Source organism: Cupriavidus sp. 2TAF22, assembly GCF_052115045.1.
Taxonomy (GTDB): domain Bacteria; phylum Pseudomonadota; class Gammaproteobacteria; order Burkholderiales; family Burkholderiaceae; genus Cupriavidus.
In genome coordinates, this window is the sequence record NZ_JBFRFX010000032.1 from 23,697 (window position 1) to 43,475 (window position 19,779).

The 19,779-nt window shown below is 61.3% G+C and carries 20 protein-coding genes; 5 read left to right on the top strand and 15 right to left on the bottom strand.

The genetic code is table 11. The features are described from left to right. Positions 1–179: 179 nt before the first annotated feature. The 12 genes from AB4Z48_RS29875 to AB4Z48_RS29930 form a co-directional block, all read right to left on the bottom strand. On the bottom strand, positions 180–1,343 hold the full coding sequence (locus AB4Z48_RS29875) for a porin (RefSeq protein ID WP_441620694.1): 1,164 nt from the start codon (positions 1,341–1,343) through the stop codon (positions 180–182). Between the two features lie 342 nt (positions 1,344–1,685). Continuing rightward, positions 1,686–2,408, bottom strand: a complete 723-nt coding sequence (locus tag AB4Z48_RS29880; RefSeq protein ID WP_441620696.1) for a haloacid dehalogenase type II — start codon at positions 2,406–2,408, stop codon at positions 1,686–1,688. 67 nt (positions 2,409–2,475) lie between these two features. Then, positions 2,476–3,234 (bottom strand): class II aldolase/adducin family protein, encoded by a 759-nt coding sequence (locus AB4Z48_RS29885; RefSeq protein WP_201777400.1) that lies wholly within the window; start codon positions 3,232–3,234, stop codon positions 2,476–2,478. 40 nt (positions 3,235–3,274) lie between these two features. Then, entirely contained in the window at positions 3,275–4,993 is a 1,719-nt protein-coding gene (locus AB4Z48_RS29890; protein WP_441620697.1) for a long-chain-fatty-acid--CoA ligase, read from the bottom strand. Next, positions 4,956–6,092 (bottom strand): alpha/beta hydrolase, encoded by a 1,137-nt coding sequence (locus AB4Z48_RS29895; RefSeq protein ID WP_441620699.1) that lies wholly within the window; start codon positions 6,090–6,092, stop codon positions 4,956–4,958. Before AB4Z48_RS29895 ends, AB4Z48_RS29890 begins: the two co-directional genes overlap by 38 nt. A gap of 21 nt (positions 6,093–6,113) precedes the next feature. Continuing rightward, complete coding sequence (locus AB4Z48_RS29900; RefSeq protein ID WP_441620701.1) at positions 6,114–7,493, bottom strand: MFS transporter; 1,380 nt, start codon at positions 7,491–7,493, stop codon at positions 6,114–6,116. Positions 7,494–7,595: 102 nt separating this feature from the next. Next, positions 7,596–8,183 carry an HD domain-containing protein gene (locus tag AB4Z48_RS29905; RefSeq protein WP_441620703.1) on the bottom strand — a complete coding sequence of 196 codons (588 nt, stop codon included), beginning with the start codon at positions 8,181–8,183 and terminating at the stop codon, positions 7,596–7,598. Positions 8,184–8,301: 118 nt separating this feature from the next. Next, on the bottom strand, positions 8,302–8,991 hold the full coding sequence (locus AB4Z48_RS29910) for a Crp/Fnr family transcriptional regulator (protein WP_441620705.1): 690 nt from the start codon (positions 8,989–8,991) through the stop codon (positions 8,302–8,304). 248 nt (positions 8,992–9,239) lie between these two features. Further along, the gene (locus AB4Z48_RS29915; RefSeq protein WP_441620707.1) at positions 9,240–10,241 is read right to left on the bottom strand and encodes an NADP-dependent oxidoreductase; all 1,002 of its coding nucleotides are present in this window, start codon (positions 10,239–10,241) and stop codon (positions 9,240–9,242) included. 8 nt (positions 10,242–10,249) lie between these two features. Beyond that, positions 10,250–10,714: a DUF2147 domain-containing protein gene (locus tag AB4Z48_RS29920; protein ID WP_441620801.1), complete on the bottom strand. Its 465-nt coding sequence runs from the start codon at positions 10,712–10,714 to the stop codon at positions 10,250–10,252. A 132-nt stretch (positions 10,715–10,846) separates the two neighbouring features. Continuing rightward, a complete protein-coding gene (locus AB4Z48_RS29925) occupies positions 10,847–11,659 on the bottom strand; it encodes an oxidoreductase (RefSeq protein ID WP_441620709.1) in 813 nt (270 codons plus the stop codon). A 149-nt stretch (positions 11,660–11,808) separates the two neighbouring features. After that, complete coding sequence (locus AB4Z48_RS29930; RefSeq protein WP_441620711.1) at positions 11,809–12,414, bottom strand: TetR/AcrR family transcriptional regulator; 606 nt, start codon at positions 12,412–12,414, stop codon at positions 11,809–11,811. A gap of 542 nt (positions 12,415–12,956) precedes the next feature. Between AB4Z48_RS29930 and AB4Z48_RS29935 the strand changes: the two genes are divergently transcribed. From AB4Z48_RS29935 to AB4Z48_RS29955, 5 genes are all read left to right on the top strand, one after another. After that, positions 12,957–13,439, top strand: a complete 483-nt coding sequence (locus AB4Z48_RS29935; protein WP_441620713.1) for a tripartite tricarboxylate transporter TctB family protein — start codon at positions 12,957–12,959, stop codon at positions 13,437–13,439. Between the two features lie 5 nt (positions 13,440–13,444). Beyond that, the gene (locus tag AB4Z48_RS29940; protein ID WP_441620803.1) at positions 13,445–14,986 is read left to right on the top strand and encodes a tripartite tricarboxylate transporter permease; all 1,542 of its coding nucleotides are present in this window, start codon (positions 13,445–13,447) and stop codon (positions 14,984–14,986) included. 268 nt (positions 14,987–15,254) lie between these two features. Then, positions 15,255–15,473: a hypothetical protein gene (locus AB4Z48_RS29945; protein WP_441620715.1), complete on the top strand. Its 219-nt coding sequence runs from the start codon at positions 15,255–15,257 to the stop codon at positions 15,471–15,473. A 540-nt stretch (positions 15,474–16,013) separates the two neighbouring features. Further along, the gene (locus AB4Z48_RS29950; RefSeq protein ID WP_441620717.1) at positions 16,014–16,259 is read left to right on the top strand and encodes a hypothetical protein; all 246 of its coding nucleotides are present in this window, start codon (positions 16,014–16,016) and stop codon (positions 16,257–16,259) included. 166 nt (positions 16,260–16,425) lie between these two features. Further along, positions 16,426–16,776: a hypothetical protein gene (locus AB4Z48_RS29955; RefSeq protein ID WP_441620719.1), complete on the top strand. Its 351-nt coding sequence runs from the start codon at positions 16,426–16,428 to the stop codon at positions 16,774–16,776. A 281-nt stretch (positions 16,777–17,057) separates the two neighbouring features. Here AB4Z48_RS29955 and AB4Z48_RS29960 read toward each other — a convergent pair whose 3' ends face one another. The 3 genes from AB4Z48_RS29960 to AB4Z48_RS29970 form a co-directional block, all read right to left on the bottom strand. After that, positions 17,058–17,204, bottom strand: coding sequence for a GFA family protein (locus tag AB4Z48_RS29960; protein ID WP_441620721.1), 147 nt, complete (start codon positions 17,202–17,204; stop codon positions 17,058–17,060). A gap of 80 nt (positions 17,205–17,284) precedes the next feature. Next, positions 17,285–18,778 carry an MmgE/PrpD family protein gene (locus AB4Z48_RS29965; protein WP_441620723.1) on the bottom strand — a complete coding sequence of 498 codons (1,494 nt, stop codon included), beginning with the start codon at positions 18,776–18,778 and terminating at the stop codon, positions 17,285–17,287. Next, positions 18,765–19,751, bottom strand: coding sequence for a tripartite tricarboxylate transporter substrate binding protein (locus AB4Z48_RS29970; protein WP_441620725.1), 987 nt, complete (start codon positions 19,749–19,751; stop codon positions 18,765–18,767). The genes AB4Z48_RS29965 and AB4Z48_RS29970 overlap by 14 nt, the downstream gene beginning before the upstream one ends. Between the last annotated feature and the right edge of the window lie 28 nt (positions 19,752–19,779).

Below are 19,779 nucleotides of genomic sequence, written 5' to 3' on the forward strand. Positions count from 1 at the left end.
CAAGCCCGGAGTGGCGTTGGCGGACAGGAGTGCGCGAAGGAGCGCTTTATCAAGGCATCATTGCGTGCATGGCGACATGCATCGCCTTGCTAGAGGACGCCCGTCGAGCCGCTGCGCGAAGCGTCAACGTGCTGATGACTGCCACCTACCACCTACTCCTGCCGGTGTCCCAAGCGCACTCAGAACTGATGGCGAACGCCCAGGGCGACACCCACCATTGAGGTCTGGCCATTTCCCAGCGCATAGCTGTTGCCCACGGAGAGGCTGGTGGCGAAAGTCGTCGCCAGTGATTCCATCATCAGACCGGCGTGCTTCGCGTATGCCGTGCTCAGATAAACATCGGTGCGCTTGGAGAACGAGTAGGTCGAAATCAAGGCGATCTGCCACGGGTTGGCCACGTTCGTGTTGCCGAACAGGCTCTTGAGATCATCGTAGCTGTACTCGAGCGTCAGGCCAACCGCCGGCGTCACTCGATAGGTGCCGCCGATCCAGTAGTAGTCATCACGCTGGATCAGGACGTCGGTCGCATTCTTGGTCTGACCCCAGCGATAGCCGCCCATCACCTTCGCCGGCCCATAGTTGTAGCTTGCGGCGACCGCAGCCTTCTTAGCGGTACCGCTGCCAGTGCCGATGGTCGGATTCCACTGATCGTAGCCAGCAGTCAAGCCGAACGGGCCCGCTCCATAGACCAGCGCGGCGCCATACGCGGTGTCACGCCGGAACTGGCCCGGGACTTCACCGTTGCCGCCAATTGGCACCGCCGCACCCACCGCGGCCGGCAGTGCCACCCCGGCACCGAACGACCAGTGAGCGAGGGCAGTTATAGGACCGAGCTTGCCGGTGTACTTGACGGTGTTGTCCTCGCGGTAGTTGGCGCCCTGCTGCAACACAGTGGGCTCATACTGGGTCGAGTAGGCTCCTGGCACGAAGTTGGCGAGTGCGTCAAACACCGAGGTGTACTGGCGGCCAAGGGTGATCTGACCGAAGCGCACATCTTGCACGCCAATAAATGCCTGCCGCCCGAACAGTCGGCCGCCTTGTTGCAGGGTGCCGGTATCGAGACCGAAGCCGCTCTCCAGCACGAAAAGCGCGCGAAGTCCCTGGCCAAGGTCCTCCGTACCGCGCAGGCCCCAGCGCGAACCTGATAAACCACCGGAATCCATGCGGACAACGTTGGCCCCCGAACCGGAATTGAAGCCGTTGCTTGCCGTGGGCAATGCGGCAACGTGATTGGCGTACTCGACGTTGACGTCCGCGACGCCATAGAGCGTGACGGACAACTGCGCGAATGCAGCCGGCGGACAAGCCAGCAGTGCTGCAAGAGCGATGTTCCTGAGGGTCATTGGTGTCTCTCTCCTTTTCTCTTCTTGTTACTACTGATGGAACCAGATTCTTTCTCTGATTGGAATCACTGAACCAGCGTGCAATGTGTCGATGACTAGCCAAGCTAGCGCGTACCACCCGCATACCCGAGCGGACAAGTGCGATGCTCTTTCTCGACCGTACCCACTTGTTCCGCTAGCGTGGCTTGCCAGCACCAGGGATTGAACGACCGGACGCACCAGCCAACGCGAGTGCGCGAGGAAAGAGGATTGGGGGGGACGCGCAAATCCACACCCGTCTTGGCGATCAATGCCAGAAAGCGGGTCGTCGCGGTGCTGCCCGAATTGTTCCCAGGCCTTCGATCAACAGTCCAGCGCAACGGCAAGTTCCACCAGATTCCTGGCGTGAAGCGTGTTGTCCGCATTGGGAGAGACGTCCTTCCGCTGGAAAGGACCGTATTCCAGCGGCCTCTCGATGTAAGCGGTTTGCAGTCCGCATGCGCGCGCATGTGCCAAGTCATCCTGATGAGCCGCCACCATCATGACTTCGCCTGGATCGATATCGAACACCTGAGCGACTCCCAAGTAAGTCGCCGGGTCGGGCTTGTACTTGCGAAAGACCTCTGCCGAAAGAATGCAGTCCCATGGTAGCGATGCGCTCTTGGACATATTGGCCAGCAATCCGATATTGCCGTTCGACATGGTGCAGATCGTGTATCGCGACTTCAATCGGGTAAGGCCTTCCACGGTATCCGGCCACGCCTCCAATCGATGCCAGGCCTTGTTCAGGTTGCGCTTCTCCGCCTCCGTCAAGTGCAGCACCCGAAACGTTTCCAGGAGTTCATCCAGGACCATCCTGTGCAGGTCGTCAATCGAAGTCCAGCCAAGTTCGCCGGACATGACCTTCCGAATAGCAGGCATGTAGCCTGCTCTCCAGGCCAGCGTGAACTTGTTGCGGTCCACGTCGAGGTTCATCGCGCCGAGCTCTTGCATGATGCTCGTGTACCAATCGACGACTGTTCCGAATACATCGAAGGCAAGCACTTTGGTGCCGACAGCCAATTGAGGGTTCATGTGTTCCATCATCTTGTTTTTTTCAAGCCACACGCTTGCAGGAGAAGGCACAGGGCCGCTCGCGCAACCAGCGAATCAATCACGCGTCGTACCCGGGGTTGGTGCGCTCGAGCTTGCGCAACAGGGCCGGCCACACGAAACGGCCGCCAATGCCGCCGGTCTGCGCGCGCGCATCGGCCTGCGCGGTCGCCTGGATGGACTCATCGACCATGGTCAACGGCCCGCCTGCCTGTGCCGCGATCTGAATCTGGCAGGCGCTTTCGAAGATGTACATCGCCAGGAACGCGTCGGCGATCGTCGCACCTACCGTGAGTAGGCCATGATTGCGCAGCATCAGGTAGTTGGCCTTGCCCAAGTCCGATTGCAATCGCGGCTTCTCCGCGTCACGCAGCGCAATGCCTTCATAGTCGTGGTACGCCAGCGAGCCCTGGATCACCATCGATTGCTGCGAGATGGGCAGCAGCCCTGCCTGCTGCGCGCTGACGCCGACACCGGCACGCGTATGCGTGTGCAACACACACTGCACGTCCGGCCGTGCGGCATGGATGGCGCTGTGGATGACGAAGCCGGCGCGGTTCACCGTGAACGGCGACTCGGTGAGCTGGTTGCCCGATGCGTCGACGCGTAGGAGCGATGACGCCGTGATCTCGTCGAACAGCAGGCCGTAGGGGTTGATCAGAAAGTCATGGCCGTCACCCGGCAGGCGCGCACTGATGTGCGTGAACACCAGGTCGGTCCAGCCGTGCAGCGCCACCAGGCGGTAGCAGGCAGCCAGGTCGCAACGCAGCTGCCATTCTTCGGCGCTGACGACTTCTTTGAGAGATGGGATATACACGATTGACTCCTTTGAATGAAGGGGTGCTGCGCTGATGTCTGGCCTACACGGTGCCCGAGGTCTGCGCCTGCGACTGCTGCGCGCGGCGCGACCGCATCAGCTTCTTGTCCAGCTTGCCCACGCTGGTCTTGGGCAGGCTGTCGGCGAACATCACCTCTTGCGGGATCGCGAACTTCGAGATCGCGCCCGCGTCCGCGAACTGCTTGACGTAGGCGCGCACGGCGTCAGCATCAAGGGCCGTCCCAGGCTTTGGCACGATCACTGCGGCGGGACGCTCGCTCCAGCGGGGGTCGGGAATACCGATGACGGCGGCTTCCTGGATCCGTGGATGCTTGAGGAGAATGTCCTCAAGCTGCAACGACGAGACCCATTCGCCGCCGGTCTTGATCACATCCTTCAATCGGTCCACGATCCGGACGCAGCCATCTGCATTCATCACGGCGATGTCGCCGGTGTGCAGCCAGCCACCGCCCCACAGCGCCTGGCTCGCTTGTGCATCACCGAGGTAGGACTGCGTGAGCCAAGGCGATCGCGCCACGAGTTCACCAGGCGAGCGGCCGTCCCGCGGCTGGTCGTTCATCGCTTCGTCGACGACGCGCAACTGGACGAATGGGATGGCCCAGCCTGCATGGCAGCGGGCTTCGATCTCCTGGTCAGTGGGTGCCTCGGACCGTGCCGAACGGGGTTGTGCCAACGTCAGGATGGGCCCGGTCTCCGACATGCCGTAGCCGGCAAAGACGTCGACTCCGCGTGCCATTGCGGCTTTGGCCAGGGATTGCGCGAGCGCCGCCCCGCCGATGACGACCGTCCAGCCGTCGAGGCGCTGGCCTCTCCCCACTGCCGCGTCCAGCATCATCTGCAGGATCGTCGGCACGCAGTGGGAGAAGGTGACCTTCTCGCGCTCGAACAAGGTGAGCAGACGGTCCGGAACGTATCGCCCGGGGTACACCTGCTTGACGCCCATCATCGTGGCGACGTAGGGCATGCCCCAGGCGTGAACGTGGAACATGGGCGTCACCGGCATGTAGACGTCGTCAGGGTTGAATCGACCGGTGCCCGGCCCAGCCAACGCGCAGCGGCTAGCCAGGGTATGCAGCACGAGTTGCCGTTGGCTGAAGCAGACCGCCTTGGGCAAGCCGGTGGTGCCGGTTGTGTAGAAGGTCGTGGCACGCGTCGACTCGTCCAGATCAGGCCAATTTGTCACCGCGTTCGAGCGAGCGAGCAGTGCCTCGTATTCGGCGGCGATGGGAAGGCGGATCGCACCCGGATGGGCCTCGTCTGTCATCAGGACCAACTGCTTTCCCGGGTCCACGCGATCCCAGATCTCCTCGAGCATCGGCAGAAACTCCGCATTGACGAGGATGAAGTCGTCCTGTGCGTGGTTGATGGTGTAGAGCAATTGCTCGGCCGACAGCCGGACGTTGACCGTATGCAGGACCATGCCCGCCATCGGGATGGCGAAGAAGCACTCCAGGTAGCGATGCGTGTCCCAGTCCATGACGGCGATGGTGTTGCCGGGCCGCGCACCCAGCGACGCCAGGCCGGCCGCCAAGCGYCCGATGCGTTGGCTCAGTTCGGCGTAATCGAAGCGCACGGCGTCGCCGTACACAACCTCCTGTGAAGGGTTGCGGGTCAGCCCCGCTTCCAGCAGTTGCTTGATCAGCAACGAGTTCGGACCAAAGGCGTCAGATGTGGTATTCGGTTCCGCGGTTGCAGATTGCATATCAACAGCCCCTATTGAAAAAATCGAGAAGCGCAGCATTCACCGCCTCGGGTTTTTCTTGTTGCACCCAATGGCCGGCATCGGCGATAAGCCGGGACGAGACCAAGCGGGGACAGGCATCGCAGTGCATAGCGTCGAGCGCGCCCGGCAGCATGTGGACACCCCAGTCCTGCTCGCCGGCGATGAAGCAGCTGGGCACGTCGATGGTCAATCCGGCATAGAGCTGCAGCCCCTGCTGAAGCTCGCGGCTGGTGGCGGCCCGGTACCACAGCAGGCCGCCCTGGAAACCCGTGCGGCCAAATTCCTGGCTATACACGCAAAGCGCTTCTTCCGACAGCCACCGGCTTGGCCGCATCTCGCGTTGTGCAAGGCTGCGGGCGACGGTTTCCGACATCCCCAGGTCGGCGTCCATCACGTAGTAGGTGGGCAGCCGGGCCAAGGATTGCGCGGTCAGGTCGGGCAAGGGCTCGGGCCGCTTGTCGGTGCCCTGCGCACTCTTCAGGTAGTAGTAGCCCCGCAGGAATTCATGCAAGCCCTGGCGGCCGGCGTGCATCTCGGCATTGGCGTCCGGGCCCGAGTAATAGAGTTGATAGTGCTTGCGCGGGGGCTGGAGGGCCGACAGGCCCGCGAGGGCTTCCGCCAGTTGCCTGGCACGAAGGTCCAGGGCATCAGGTGCGCCGAGCCGGAACGGCGGCGGCCCGGTGAAAGGCGTGGCCAACATTGCCAGTGAACGGAAGACGTCGGGGCGGATCAGCGCGCACCAGGCCGCCACGTGCGCGCCGAAGTCATGCCCCACCACAGCATGGACCGACGTCCTTCCAAGCGCCTGGACAAGGCCCAGTACGTCTCGCACCAGGTTGTCCATTCGGAATGTGCAGAGGTCCGTGTCGGCTTCGGCGATCCAGCCCGTCGTGCGGCCATAGCCGCGCTGGTCGGGCGCGACCACGTAAAATCCCGCTTGCGCCAACGCATTCAGTTGGTGCCGCCAGCTGAACGCCAGCTCGGGGAAGCCATGCAGCAGCACGATCATCGGCGTCTCGGGACGCGGGTCGCCTGCCTCCAGCCAATGCATGCGAAGGCCATTGCCGTTGTCGGAATAGCAAGCGCGCACGCCGGGCTCGAGCGGCAAGGTCATCATGGATGGTTCCTGGGTCATTGTTCAGCGCGCGGAGGCATCCGGCATCTTCCCGACCGGGAGCGATCGATGATCAGCGCGGGGGCGAATCGACCCGCTGCCGATCATCACGAAGGCGCCGGCCAGCATGACGCCGGCGATCAGGAACAGGCCGCCGGTCAGGCTGCCGGTGGATTGCTTGATCACCCCTAGCACGTACGGGCACGCAAGTCCGGCCAGGTTGCCCAAGCTGGTGATGATCGCGATGCCTGCAGCAGTCGATTGTCGGGACAGCTGGGCGGTCGCGACYGCCCAGAAGACCGGTAGCGCCCACACCGAGCCCGCAATCGCGATCGCGATCAACGCTACCGACAGCCACATGTAGGCACCGGTCCAGCTTGTGAGCGCCAGCCCCACCCCACCGATGGCAACCGCCACGGCGTAGTGCCAGCGACGCTCGGCTCGCTTGTCCGAGTGGCGGCCGTACAGGATCATGGTCAGGGCCGCGAATGCATAAGGCACGGCGGAGATCAGTCCAATGATCTGCATGCTCTTTGCACCCAAGCTCTGGATCATCGTGGGCATCCAGAAACTCAGGGTGGTGCCGCCGCAAACGGCCGCGAAGTACAGGAAAGACAGCAGGTAGACCTTGGGGTCGCGCAGTGCGGCACCCGCGGCCTCCAGCGCCGGCGTCGAGGCGTGAGGGGCAGCTTCCCTGGGCAGTTCGACGCAGATCATTCGCTTCTCGTCCTCCGACAGCCACTTGGCCTCTTCAGGCGAGTTGGACAGGCAGACGTAGACAACGAAACCCAGAAAGGCGGAGGGCAAGCCCTCCAGAAGGAACATCCATTGCCAGCCGCGAAGACCGTGCCATCCGTCGAGGTTCTGCAGGATCCAGCCTGACAGCGGGCCAGCAAAGAGGCCGCCTACCACGGTCGCGCTCATGAGCAAGGCGATGATGCGCGCGCGGCGCGCTGCCGGGAACCAGAACGTCAGGTAGAGCACAATGCCCGGGAAGAAACCAGCCTCGAACGCCCCCAGCAGGAAGCGTGCAATGTAAAACTGCAAGGGCGTGGTGACAAACATCGTCGCCGCGGAGACCAGGCCCCAGCACACCATAATGCGCATGATCGTCAGGCGCGCACCGATCCTCATCAAGAAGATATTGCTGGGCACCTCAAACAACGCATACCCGACGAAGAAGATGCCCGCGCCGAGCCCGTAGATGGAATCGGTCAGGTACAGGTCCGAGCTCATCTGCAGCTTGGCATAGCCGACGTTGATCCGGTCGATATACGAGATGACGTAGGCCAGGAAAAGTAGCGGAACCAGCCGCCACGTGATCTTCCGGTACATCGTCTCCCTGCGTAGTTCATACGCATGGTCCATAGGACTTGCCAGGGCGGGTTTTGCCGTTCGGTTCATCGTGGGTCTCCAACATTTTTCTTATATTTAAGGGCCGTACCGGTCATCAGGGCCGTGCCGTGGGATGCCTAGGGCCGAGCGGGACCAGCCCGCACGGCCCCGTCAGGTCCCGGCCATCGCAGCCGTTTTCTTGTAGATGCTGTTGACGGGATGCTTGAACAGGCGACGCACCATCGGCTCGAACTCCGACAGCGGCAACGTCTCGGCCTTCGGATCGAAGGCCAGGCTGTCGTACAGCTCGCAGAACTCCGCCGTGCGGTCGTAGTACGGATGCCCGGCGAACTGCTCGCGCATGTCGCGGTCCATGCCCAGATGATGGAAGAAGTAGTGTCCCTGGAAGATCCCGTGGTTCTGAACCATCCAGTGATCGGCTTCGCTCACGAACGGCTTCAGCACCGCTGCGGCAATGTCCGGGTGGTTGAAGGTTCCCAGGGTGTCGCCGATGTCATGCAGCAACGCGCAGCACACGTACGCTTCATCGCGGCCATCGCGCAAGGCCAGGGTTGCAGTTTGCAAGGAGTGGTCAAGCCGGTCGATAGGAAAGCCGCCAAAGTCGCCCCGAAGCAGACTCAGGTGATGAAGGACTCGGTCGGCTAGCCCTTGGGAGAATGATTGAAACTCACCCGCGATTGCCTTCCAATCTTGGGCCGTACTTTCTTGGAAGCTACGAAATGTTGCGCGTTCAGTCATGGGAGTCAGCCAGTGCGATGAGGGATTGCACATGGTACGGATGGGCGTGCGCATGCGAATGCAAGGCAGCTGACATTCCACGGGTAAGTCCTAGGATCAGTCGCTCGTAGCGCCGTGATCAGGCCTCGCTGAGCGCGCTCAGCGTCTGCTCCGACTCGATGACGATGCGGCCGTACGACAGCGACAGTGCACCCGTCGCGGCCAGGGCCTTGAGCTCCAGGGACAAGGTCTGGCGGGTGAGGCCCAGCATCATCGCAAGGGTCTCCTGCGTGATGGGAATCACCCGCCTGGAGCGGGGCAAGGCCGGAGCGTCGCCGCGCGCCAGCCTGAGCAATCGCCGCACGACGCGAGCGCGCGTGCTACGCAGCGCCGCATCCTCGAAGAAACTGAACATGGTTCGGGTGCGCGCCGTCTGCAGGACCGCAATCGCCCGTGCGAACCGGGCATTCAGCATCAATTGCTCGAACAGTGGTGGCGCGATGTGCAGCACTTCGGCGTTGCGCACGGCATGGATGTCATGCGTGCGGGGCAATCCGTCGAGCGACGATGCCTCGCCGCACCAATCCCCCGGCTCGAGCAAGCCGAAAATCATCTGCCGCCCGTCTTCAAGGACCGAGGATGCAGCGAGAGCGCCGCTCACGACGCCGAAGAGTCCGTTCGCCGGATCCCCCTTGCGCACAACGAACTCGCCGCTTCTGACACGAAACGGGCGCCCTTGCGTTAGCAACACCTTTTGCGACGCCGGTTCAAGCGATTCGAACCACGGGTCGCCAAAAATGCCTTGCAGCTCTTTGTATGGCGTCGACATTTGAGGATGCTCTGTTACCGGGGGGGCGAGCCACCCGGTCTTCGCATCGCCTCCTTCCGTACTGCGAGGGCATAGCTTCCATTTACATCAAGCTGGAGGCAGGGCATGTCTGGTCGCTTTGCTGGCACTGAACAATGTGGGGTCGCATCAGTTCTTGAGCATGCGCTGGCGGCATGCGGCTTCTGCGCCCCCGGCTGGTCATCCATGCAGTCGAGCAGGGTCGAAAAAGAACCGATGGGTGATCGCGCCTATCTGACCTGGACGACGACCTTTCCCCTAGCTCGCCCCTTCTCGACATAGGCCATGGCCTCGTTGGTCTCGTCGAAGGAAAAGACCCGATCCACTACCGGGCGTATCGCGCCGGCGTCAATGAGCGAGGTGATCTCGCGCAACTGGCGCCCGCTGGCCCTCATGAAGAGGAACGAGTACCTCAGTTCGCGACGTGCTGCCCGCTTCCGGACTCCCGAACTCAGAAGACGAACAACCAAGTTCACGAACCACGGCGCTCCGATTTCTTTTGCGAATACGGGATCGGGAGGGCCAGAGATCGAGATGAGCGTTCCGCCAGGCTTAAGGACGCGCAAAGATTTATCCAGCGCCGTTGCATCTTGACTGTGCAGAACCACATCGTAGTCCTGAAGAATCTGCTCGAAATCGTCTTTCTTGTAATCGATGACGACGTCTGCCCCGAGGCCTCTTACCAGGTCGGTGTTGGCGCTGCTCGTGGTGGTGGCTACAGTGGCGCCAACATGCTTGGCCAACTGGATCGCAAATGTGCCTACGCCACCGGAACCCGCCTGGATGAATACCTTCTGTCCTTTCTTCAGATTGGCCTTCTCGATCAACGCTTGCCATGCCGTCAGCCCCACCAGAGGGATCGATGCGGCTTCTTCCATACTCAGTGCCTTGGGCTTGATAGCCAAAGACGCTTCCTTGACCGCGATGTACTCGGCGAAGGCGCCGATGCGGAAATCATCAGGCCGGGAATAGACTTCGTCGCCCGGCTTGAACTGCCGGACGCGAGAACCGACCTTGACTACGACGCCGGCCACGTCGTGGCCCAGGACAAGAGGCAAGCGATAGGGGAGGATCAGCTTGAACTCGCCGTCCCTGATCTTGGAATCCAGCAAATTCACACCTGCCGCATGGACCTGGACCAGGATCTCATCCTCACCCAGCATCGGGCTCGGTACCTCCGCGGAACGCAACGCGCGCTTTTTCCCGTACCGATCGAGAAGAAACGCTTTCATGGTCGCTCTCATTCTTGACGCCCCCAAGTCTGCGAGCGGCCCAGCATTGGCACGCCAATGTAGCCGCGCACGCTGAGCGTCTTGCCGTCGTCGGCCAGGCGGACCTTGCTGCGATAGACCTTGCCGTTGTCGGGATCAAGAATCTGGCCGCCGACATACTCTTCGCCTTCCGTCTTCAGGCCACTCAAGATGACCAGGCCGATGACCGACGCATTCTTGTTTGCACCCTCGCATTTGTCGCACTTCGGATTCGGGTCTTCGCTCGGGGCAGGAAACACTTTCTCTATCTTGCCCTGAAGCGTTCCATTCGATTCAGTGATGCGGATCAGCGCGCGCGGATTGCCGCTGATGTCGTCAACGTTCTTCCACAGGCCAGCGGGAGAAGCATCGCCGGCCCGCACCGGCGGTGCCGCCAGCGCTGCCGCAAGGATCAGAGCGACGCCGGCCGCTTGTTTCAAACGAAGCGCTGCCATGGCTTCAACGGTTAACGTTGCCTGGCCGGCGGGTGGCCGCCTGGCGATGCATGATGACATGGACATTCCTTTCTCACAGATTGGATGACTGGGTATGTGCAACACGGAAAAGCGCGCGAAGCGGGTAACCGCCTATGCTTCAAGCCGCAGGTCTTTGCGAACCCCCGCATCCAGCACGCTGGCCGGCGCAAACCTGCGCAGCATGCGCATGCGCCTGGCGAGGCCCGGGGCGTAGTGAATTTTTGGATGCGTCGCCATGGCCGCCTTCAGCACGACGTCGGCCACCACTTCTGGCCCGTCCGCGCTGACGAGAACTTCCTTCACCCGCCTCTCCACGCCCGCGCGAATCTCTCGATACACATCGAGAGGGGCATCGGGTTCCATCAGGTTGGCATCAAAAGGGGTGTTGATGTAGGCCGGCTCGACCACCGAAACGCGGATCCCCAACGTGCGCAGTTCATGGTCGAGCGCTTCCGAATAGCCAGCCACCGCGTGCTTGGTGGCGGAATATAGCGCCATGTAAGGCATCGGCAGGAAGCCGAGCACGGAGCCAATGTTGATGATGCGACCATCCCCTTGCCGGCGCATATGTGGCACGACGGCCCGGGTCATCCGGACTATCCCAAAGAAGTTCGTATCGAAGATCGACTGGGCCTGCTCGATCGAGCTCTCCTCCGCACCCGCCGGAGCGACCCCGAAGCCGGCGTTGTTGACGAGAAGATCAATACGGCTTTCCAGTTGCATCACCTTTTGGACAGCAGCATCGACGGATTCGTCCCTCGCTACGTCGAGAGACAGCAACTCGAACGATCGCTGACCGGTTGTGCCTGCGCGTCTACTGGTCCCGTACACCTTGTAGCCCGCCTTCGCGAGCCGCTCCGCGGTGGCTTGGCCGATGCCTGAGGAGGCCCCGGTAACGAGGGCAATCTTGCCGCGCATGTTCATGTAGTTCCTCCGTCAGAGTGTGGAATTCGGGATCGTCCGGGATGCGCGTTGAGAGCGATTCGGCGCGACGCTCAAAACGAGCGTCGCCGCCATTTCGCATGATGCGCATCATATCAATGGGCGAGCGAGATGATTGCATTAACCCAGGTTTAGATACCAGGGGGGACCAGGCGCTCCAGCGCAGCTTCGAGCAAGCGATCGGACAGCGCTGGCTCGTCGACTGCACGAGCCAGCACCAAGGCGCCAACCATGGTGGCGATGGTCACGAGTGCTTGTTCGTGAGCACCGGGCTGTCCCCAGTCAGGAGATTGGCGGGCGACCAGGTCTGTCATCGCCTTGATGTGGCGAGTCGTCGCGCGGCGAACTTCGGGCGCCTGTCGAGGCGTTTCCGAGCCTAGCGCGGCCAAGGGGCATCCCATCTCGACGAGTTCGAGGTGTTCCTTGGACAGATAGGCTCGAAGCATCGATTCCAAGGCCGTCTTGGGAGCCGCATTAGCCACAACGCCTTCCGCGGCGGCCGCGGACTCCGCACACGCTCGATCCGCGGCTTCTGCCAGCATGGCTTCGCGCGAGGGGAAATGAGCATAGAACGCTCCATGCGTCAGCCCGGCGTCCTTCATGACGTCGGCGACGACAGCGCCGTCATAACCACTGCGCCGGATCGCTCGGGCAGCCGCGGCCACAATGCGCTCGTGCGACGCTTCCTTGGCGACGCTTCTAGCGTTGATCTTCATATTTCGCATGACGTACATCATACCAAATTTGCGCGATATTTGTACTGAGATTTTCCCGCAGACAACAACTGCCTAGTCAGCGCTCCCTCTACTGGCCTTAGGACGCGGTGAACGATGCAGATCTGGCGGCGTTGTCAAGGTGGAGTCCGATGCGGCGGTCAGGGCGGTGGTTCTCACCGGCACGCATCCCGGGCGCTTCAAGCAGGCCACCCTTGGGCCACCGCGACGGCCATTGAAGCGGCTGCGAGAAAGCGCCAGCAGGCAACGGATCCTCCCTAGGGATTTCACTAAGATTACGTGGCCCTGAATTTATTACATCACATCGTGACATATTTAGAAAGCTTGCCGCAAGCCGACTGAAAGCCGGTTGGAAGCAGCCGGCTTTAGAGTCCTCTCACCCGTTGCGCCACCGCCCTGATCGAAGGGCGCATGGTCATCGGCGTTCTCATAGAACGGAACGAAGGAGACCAATCCATGATCAGACGACGTGCCAAAGAGCGCTGCCCCGAGGCGGGCAGTGTCACATCGCAGCCCACGCTGCACAACGGCAGGAGGGGCGCAGCATGAACACCTCGCATCGTTTCAGGAAGGACTATTACGGGGGCGCGTTGATGACGCTGGTAGGCCTGGCCGCGGTGGCAGCCGGCCTTCAGTACCACACCGGAACGTTGAGCCACATGGGCCCCGGCTTCTTCCCGGTGGCCGTGGGTGCGCTACTGGCCCTGGTTGGCGTGCTGATTGCAATGTCCGCCCGCGGCGATTCACCTCAGGCCGCGCAGCCTGCCGGACACGGCCACAGCCATAGCGCGCCGGACCTGCGCGGGGCCGTGTGCATCGTGCTGGGTGCGCTCGCGTTCCTGCTGTTCGGCAAGTACGGCGGCCTGATCCCGGCCACTTTCTCCATTGTCTTTATTTCCGCCCTGGGTGACCGCAGCAATAGCCTCAAGCAGGCCGCGCTGCTCGCGCTGGCCATGTGCGTGGTGGCCGCGGGCGTGTTCTGGTGGGCGTTGAAGCTGCAATTGCCGCTGTTTGGCTGGGGGGTTTGACTGCTATGGTTTCCAATGCTTTGCATGATCTCTGGTTCGGGTTCGGCGTCGCCTTTCAGGGCACCAACCTGATGTGGTCGTTTTTCGGCGTGCTGGTCGGAAACCTGATCGGCGTGCTGCCCGGCATGGGCGCGCTCTCCGCGATCTCCATCCTCCTGCCGCTGACCTACGCGATGCATCCGGTGCCCGCCATCCTGATGCTGGCGGGTATCTTCTACGGTTCGCAATATGGCGGCGCGATCGGCGCGATCCTGCTGAACCTGCCGTCCCACCCGCCGCACGCAGTCACCTGCCTGGACGGCTACCCGATGACTCGCGCAGGAAAGGGCGGCACCGCGCTGGGCATCACCATGATCTGCTCGTTCTTCGCCGCATCGGTGGGCATTCTCGTGATGATCTTCGCGTCGCCAGTTCTGACGGCGATTGCGTTCAAGTTCGGCCCTGCCGAGATCTTCTCGATCATGTTGCTGGGCTTGCTGGCCGGCTCGACGATGTCGCGTGGCTCACCGCTGAAGGGGGTAGCGATGACGTTGTTCGGGCTGCTTTGCGGCGTGGTAGGCACCGACGTCAACACGGGGGCCTTCCGCTTTGCGATGGGCATTCCCGAGCTGAGCGACGGGCTGGAGCTGGTAGCGATCGCCATGGGTTTATTCGGTGTGGCGGACTTCCTGCTGAACGTCAACCGAATGAGCACTGTCACTGCCAAGACCAAGCTGCGCATCCGCGACATGCGCCCAAGCCTGGCCGAACTCAAGACGGCCTTCTGGCCGATGGTTCGCGGCACCGGCGTAGGAACATTGTTCGGCGCCATGCCCGGAACGGGGCCGACGATCACGACCTTCGTAGCCTATGCGCTGGAGCGCAAGATTTCCAAGACGCCGGAAAAGTTTGGCACGGGAATGATCGCGGGGGTTGCGTCACCTGAGGCCTCCTCGCACTCCAAGACGCAGGTGGACTTCATCCCCACCATGAGCCTGGGAATTCCTGGCGACGCAGTGATGGCGCTGATCCTCGGCGCGCTGATGATCCAGGGCATCAGCCCGGGGCCACAGCTGATCAGCGAGCACCCGGACATTTTCTGGGGCCTGATCGCCAGTTTCTGGATCGGCAACGTGCTGCTGATGATCTTGAACGTTCCGATGATCGGCGTTTGGGTCAAGCTTCTGCAGGTGCCGTACCGCTACCTGTTCCCGTCAGCCATGTTCTTCATCGCGGTGGGTGTGTTCAGCACCCAGAGCAGCCTGTTCCAGATCTGGGAAGTGCTGGCCTTCGGCCTGATCGGCGCCTTGCTCATGTGCCTGGAGTTCTCAGTGGCGCCGATCCTGCTCGGCTTCGTGCTCGGGCCGATGGTGGAGGAAAACTTCCGCCGCTCCCTGCTGCTCTCGCGCGGTGACATGACCGTGTTCCTGCAGCGGCCGATCAGCTGCACCTTCGTTGTCGCGTCGGCGCTTCTGCTGATCGGCGTGACCTGGTCGGCCTGGCGCAGCCGCACTGCAAAGAAGCCGTTGCTCGAAGTGCCGGAGTCCGAGCTGGTCGTCAGCGAGTGATGTTCCACTGCTTCATTGGCGCCGCACAGTGCAAGGTGTGGCGCCAACCGTTCCCGAGGATGCGCATCGATTCCTGGGCCACTCCTGGGATAGTCCAACGGAATTTTTCCGGCTCAGGCCAGATTATTGTCGGTATTGAAACCAATCGTTGTGAATGCTGGGGTTTACCTCCATGAGGGAAACCCCTAATATGCGGTCATCGGATGCCGCAATGCAACAAGTCAGACCAAGAGAATGGCATCCACCAGCTTTAAGAAAGAGGTGAGCCATGAATACCAATCGCCATGCCCTGATCGCTATCGCCGCAGTCGCAGCCGCCCTGCTGGCAGCTCCAGCGTTCGCCAAGAGTGGCAAATTCGACACTTACACCGACGGCGCGCGGTCTGGAAAGTACGATGTGTACACTGACGGCGCGAAAAGCGGCAAATTCGACACCTATACCGACGGTGCCAGGTACTACATAGCGTCTGACCGCGCCGCCCTCTAAAAGGGGCGAACCCGGGTCGGGGACCGCTTCCCTCTCCAGCCTGCCCCATAGGTCTTGGGAAAGGCACCAAGAGGAGCCCGCTTCGCATGCCTTGGCGAAGTGGCCCGCCCGGATGTGGACTTCAGATTGCTGCCGAACCCCACACTTTCCGAAGTGTGGGGTTTTTGCTTTTCGGGTACCCGGCGCAGGGAAAGGAAAAGGGCAATCAGCCCTCCCGCAGATCAGTCTGTGCCTTTCCAGGCAGTTTCAGTGCAGCGGCTCAGTGAAACCACCGCAAGGCCGGAAACACGGGCAATAGCTACTTTCTCCGCGGCCCCCTGCCCTCTCCGCGCCATATAGCAATCCGCTGCTCCGATCCGATGTGTGCGTGGAGGCGCATGACCACGTCTCTCGCGAACTCACTGACCATGTGCTGGGCTGGAAGCCTGGCGCGCCAGATGCGGCGATGTTCAAGGGTGAGATCAATCGCCTGAAGATCTACGCGCTGCGCCATGGCGCCGAAGTCGAGATATCCGCTCGCCCGTTCGGGGACTTTCCCTCGTGCATACGTCGCTCGGAGCCGGCGCCGAGATCGAATGTGACAGCCACCGACTGTGGATTGCCGAGGGCCGCACCGCGGTGCTCGCGCCAGAGGAGCGGATTCGGCTGCGATGGAGCCCCGGCAACCAGCAGATGATCGCCAGGGTGCCGCACACGCTGGTGCACGAGGCCGTGGGGTGCGAAGAGAAATTCCTCCACCGCCGGCCCTTGCAAGGCTGCCGCAATTCGATATCTCAGCAATCATAACGGATACCGGAATCCGCTAGCGCTTGAGCCGTTGTTTCCGCCTACAGCCGACCACGATGCCGCGCAGATCGCGCGCCTGGCACATCGATAAGACCCTCTCGGGCTCAGGCGCCACGCCGACTAACGCTTGCACCGCGGATCAAGCGCATACAACTTTGGATCGCATATGAAGACGACAGACGTCAACAGCACCAGTGAAATCATCGCCGCCGTCAACCCGCAGGCGCTCGGGCACTACAAGCAGATGCGCGCGGCGCTCGGCAATGCCGAGACATTAGACGAGACTACTTACGAGACGATTATCGCGGTGCAGTTCGCTTTGCTGGGCAAGGAGGTGCAATTCAAGATTCACGCGATCCGGCTGTTCTCCCTCGGTCTTTCCAAGGAACATGTCCAAGCCGTCGTACTCGCAGGAGCAGGCCTCACGATAATCATGTGTGAAGCCGCACGGGCTCTGACTTGGGCAGACGAAGCCTACGAAGAATTCCAGGCAAAAAACTGGCGTCCGGCCGGCTGACGAGCGACATTGCCATCGGGCGTGCGGCATTCCAATGTCGGGATGGCACGACGGGCGGGCACGGGGCGCGCTTCGAAAGGCTGCACCTGTGCCAATGGATCATCTCAGCGGTGCTAGCAGCTCGATACCATCAGCCATCGCTCGGATGAATGAAGAAGCCGAGGTCAAGGGGCCGCGGCACCGAGACCTATGGCTGGCCTTCGAACTCTACGACGCCATCGATATCAGGCATCCATTCAAAGCGCCGCTTCGTCCATATTTGTCTCACCGGTCGACCCAACTCATAGCCCAGAGGCCGCAATGTTTGCGCGAAAGGCTGAGCCAGACTGCATCTGACAGTCCGCGCAATTGCATATGGAGATGGTGCCAGGTTCGACCTCCGCCTCATACTGGATGGCCCCACAGTGGCACTGCCCTTCCACTTTCATGACGACTCCAGAGCAGATTGGAATATGAAGAATATCGAGCGGCCAGCGAGGACCAGCGCCTGCGCTGGTCCTCGCATGCCTTACAGCTCTCGTGTTACTCCTCGTTGAGGGCTCAGCAAACGCGTCAGCATCCGCACCGAAGGCAGTGTTTCCAGTCGGCACACACGATCGACGACTTCCTGCGCAGGAATTGGCAGGCCTGACAGCCGAACCATGCGATTGAACTTTGCGATCCTCTCCTCTTCATCGCATGGATCCCCCGGTGTCCCGTGTGCGTCACGCGTCTCCGCACGATGCACCTCTCCATTCTTCAAGTGAACTTCCACACGACAGGCGAACTGTCGTGGATAGACCAGTTCCGCGACTGGATCGACCACCAGTTCAACACGCCTGGCAACACTCGAATTCATAGGATCTCGAATGGCGTCGGGGCTAAACGCCATCGGGTCGCTCGGATCTCCGGTAAGCGCCAAAGCTGCACAGTATGGGATGCTGTACTGGGCATCCATAGTATCGCAGACGTCCGCATTGGCGTTGTTCTGGACAGCGAACGCACTTGTCGCGACGACAATCTTCTCTACTTCCCGCACATCGATACCGACTTGCTCCCGCATTGCAAGCAGAAGCTGTACAACGCCCTGGATCCACCCACAAATTGGATAGACCTTTACCCAGACATCGTCGATTGCCCATCCAGTCCCGAGGCCTGCGTCCAATAACTCCGGCTGTGCCCTCCCGCCGCCAAATGCATCCAGCAATCCGAACTTTCCGTCAATCGCCGTTGGGGGGGCGGTAAAACCACGACGAGCGAGCATCGCCATTCGAACACCCGCTTCCGCCGCTCGGCCCGCATGCATCCGCTTTACCATTCCCGCGGAACCCAGAGCAAAGTTCTTGACGCCAGACGCACACGAGCAAGCAAGGCCGGTTGCGCTCAATAGTTGTTCGAGTGGCAGGCGCATTGCCACCCCCGCCGCCAGGGCGCCGGCAACAGGCCCCACTACACTGGTCTTGTGGAACCCGCGCTGGGAGGGCTCCGTGCCCAGCGCCATGCTGATGCGTGCAGTTGCCTCGTAGCCAGCCACAATAGCCCGAAGAATCTGCACACCAGACGCATCGACGGCTTCCCCCGCTGCGAGTACTGCTGGAACGATGACTGCACCGGGGTGAACCAAGGCGGCGGATAGCAGATCATCGAGTTCAAATCCATGCATCGCGGTACCATTGCAGAGCGCAGCTTGGCTCGAGGCAACCTCATCGACGCAGCCCAGGATAGTGGAAGAGCCACGAGAAGAATCCGCGATGACTTCCTCTGCCATGATCTTGCCCCAGGGTTGCCGCACGCCAAGCAGAGCACAACCAATAGCGTCGAGAAGACACCAACGTGCTTTATCTATTGCATCGCGCGGCGTTTCGTCGCCCAAGGCGCGCAGATATTCAATGAGGTTACGCGCGTGGCCCGGAGGCGGCTCTTGAGATGTCTTGCTGATAGGTGTAGCCATGGCAACCAATTGAATGACGGTGAGGACGCAGAGAACTTTCTGAAACGATCGGTTTGCGCTATTGCAGCGCAATGTGTGCCGCTTTCACCACCATCCCCCACCGCTCGGTATCGCGTCCGAGGAATGTCAGCATTTCCGGGCCATTCGAGCCAACCGGCTCAGCACCCTCGGCGATAAACCGCTCGCGGACATCCGGCATCTTCATGATTTTGGAAATCTCATTGCTGAGTGTTTGTGCCACATCCTTGGGCATACCCGCCGGCCCAACCACTCCATACCAGCCTCCGGTGTCGTAGCCTGGTACGCCAGCTTCCGCGATGGTCGGCACGTCGGGCATAAGTGGCGATCGCTTCCCGCTTGTAACCGCGATTCCCCTGAGCTTGCCGGCACGAATCAACGGCAAGGCCGTAGGAATGGTGGGAAACGAGATGTCGACGTGTCCTCCAACGAGGTCATTTACTGCCAGTCCGCTACCCTTGTAGGGGACATGATCCAACCTTATTCCAGCCATCACCTGAAGAAGGGCGCCAGATAGATGCCCCGGAGAGCCGTTTCCGGCCGAGGCCTGCGTGAGGGGCGCCGGTCGAGTGCGGGCCAGCGTCAACAGCTCTGCCAGGTTCCTTGCCTGAATACCGGGATAAGCGACCAGGACATTGGGGACCATCGCGAGCAGAGAAATGGGCGTAAAGGCTTTGACGGGGTCATAGTTAGCCCCCTTCATAAGCAGCGGATTAGTCGTGAGACCAATCGACGCAAGCATCAACGTATAACCATCGGCCGGTGCGTGTGCGGTGGCGTCACTCGCAATCAATCCATTTGCACCCGGTCGGTTCTCTACCACCACGGGCTGGCCCAGTGCGGAGGTCAGCTTCCGGGCAATGATGCGAGCGGCCACATCCGTAAAGCCTCCAGGCGCAAAGCCGACAAGAATCCTCACGGGTCGACTCGGATAGTGATCCTGAGCCGAGGCTGCATTGGCAAATAGGGCAGCTGTCAATACCACCATTGTAACCAACGTTGTTCTGCCCTTCACTGGCTTATCCATGTCTCTCTCCAATTCCATACAGATGGAA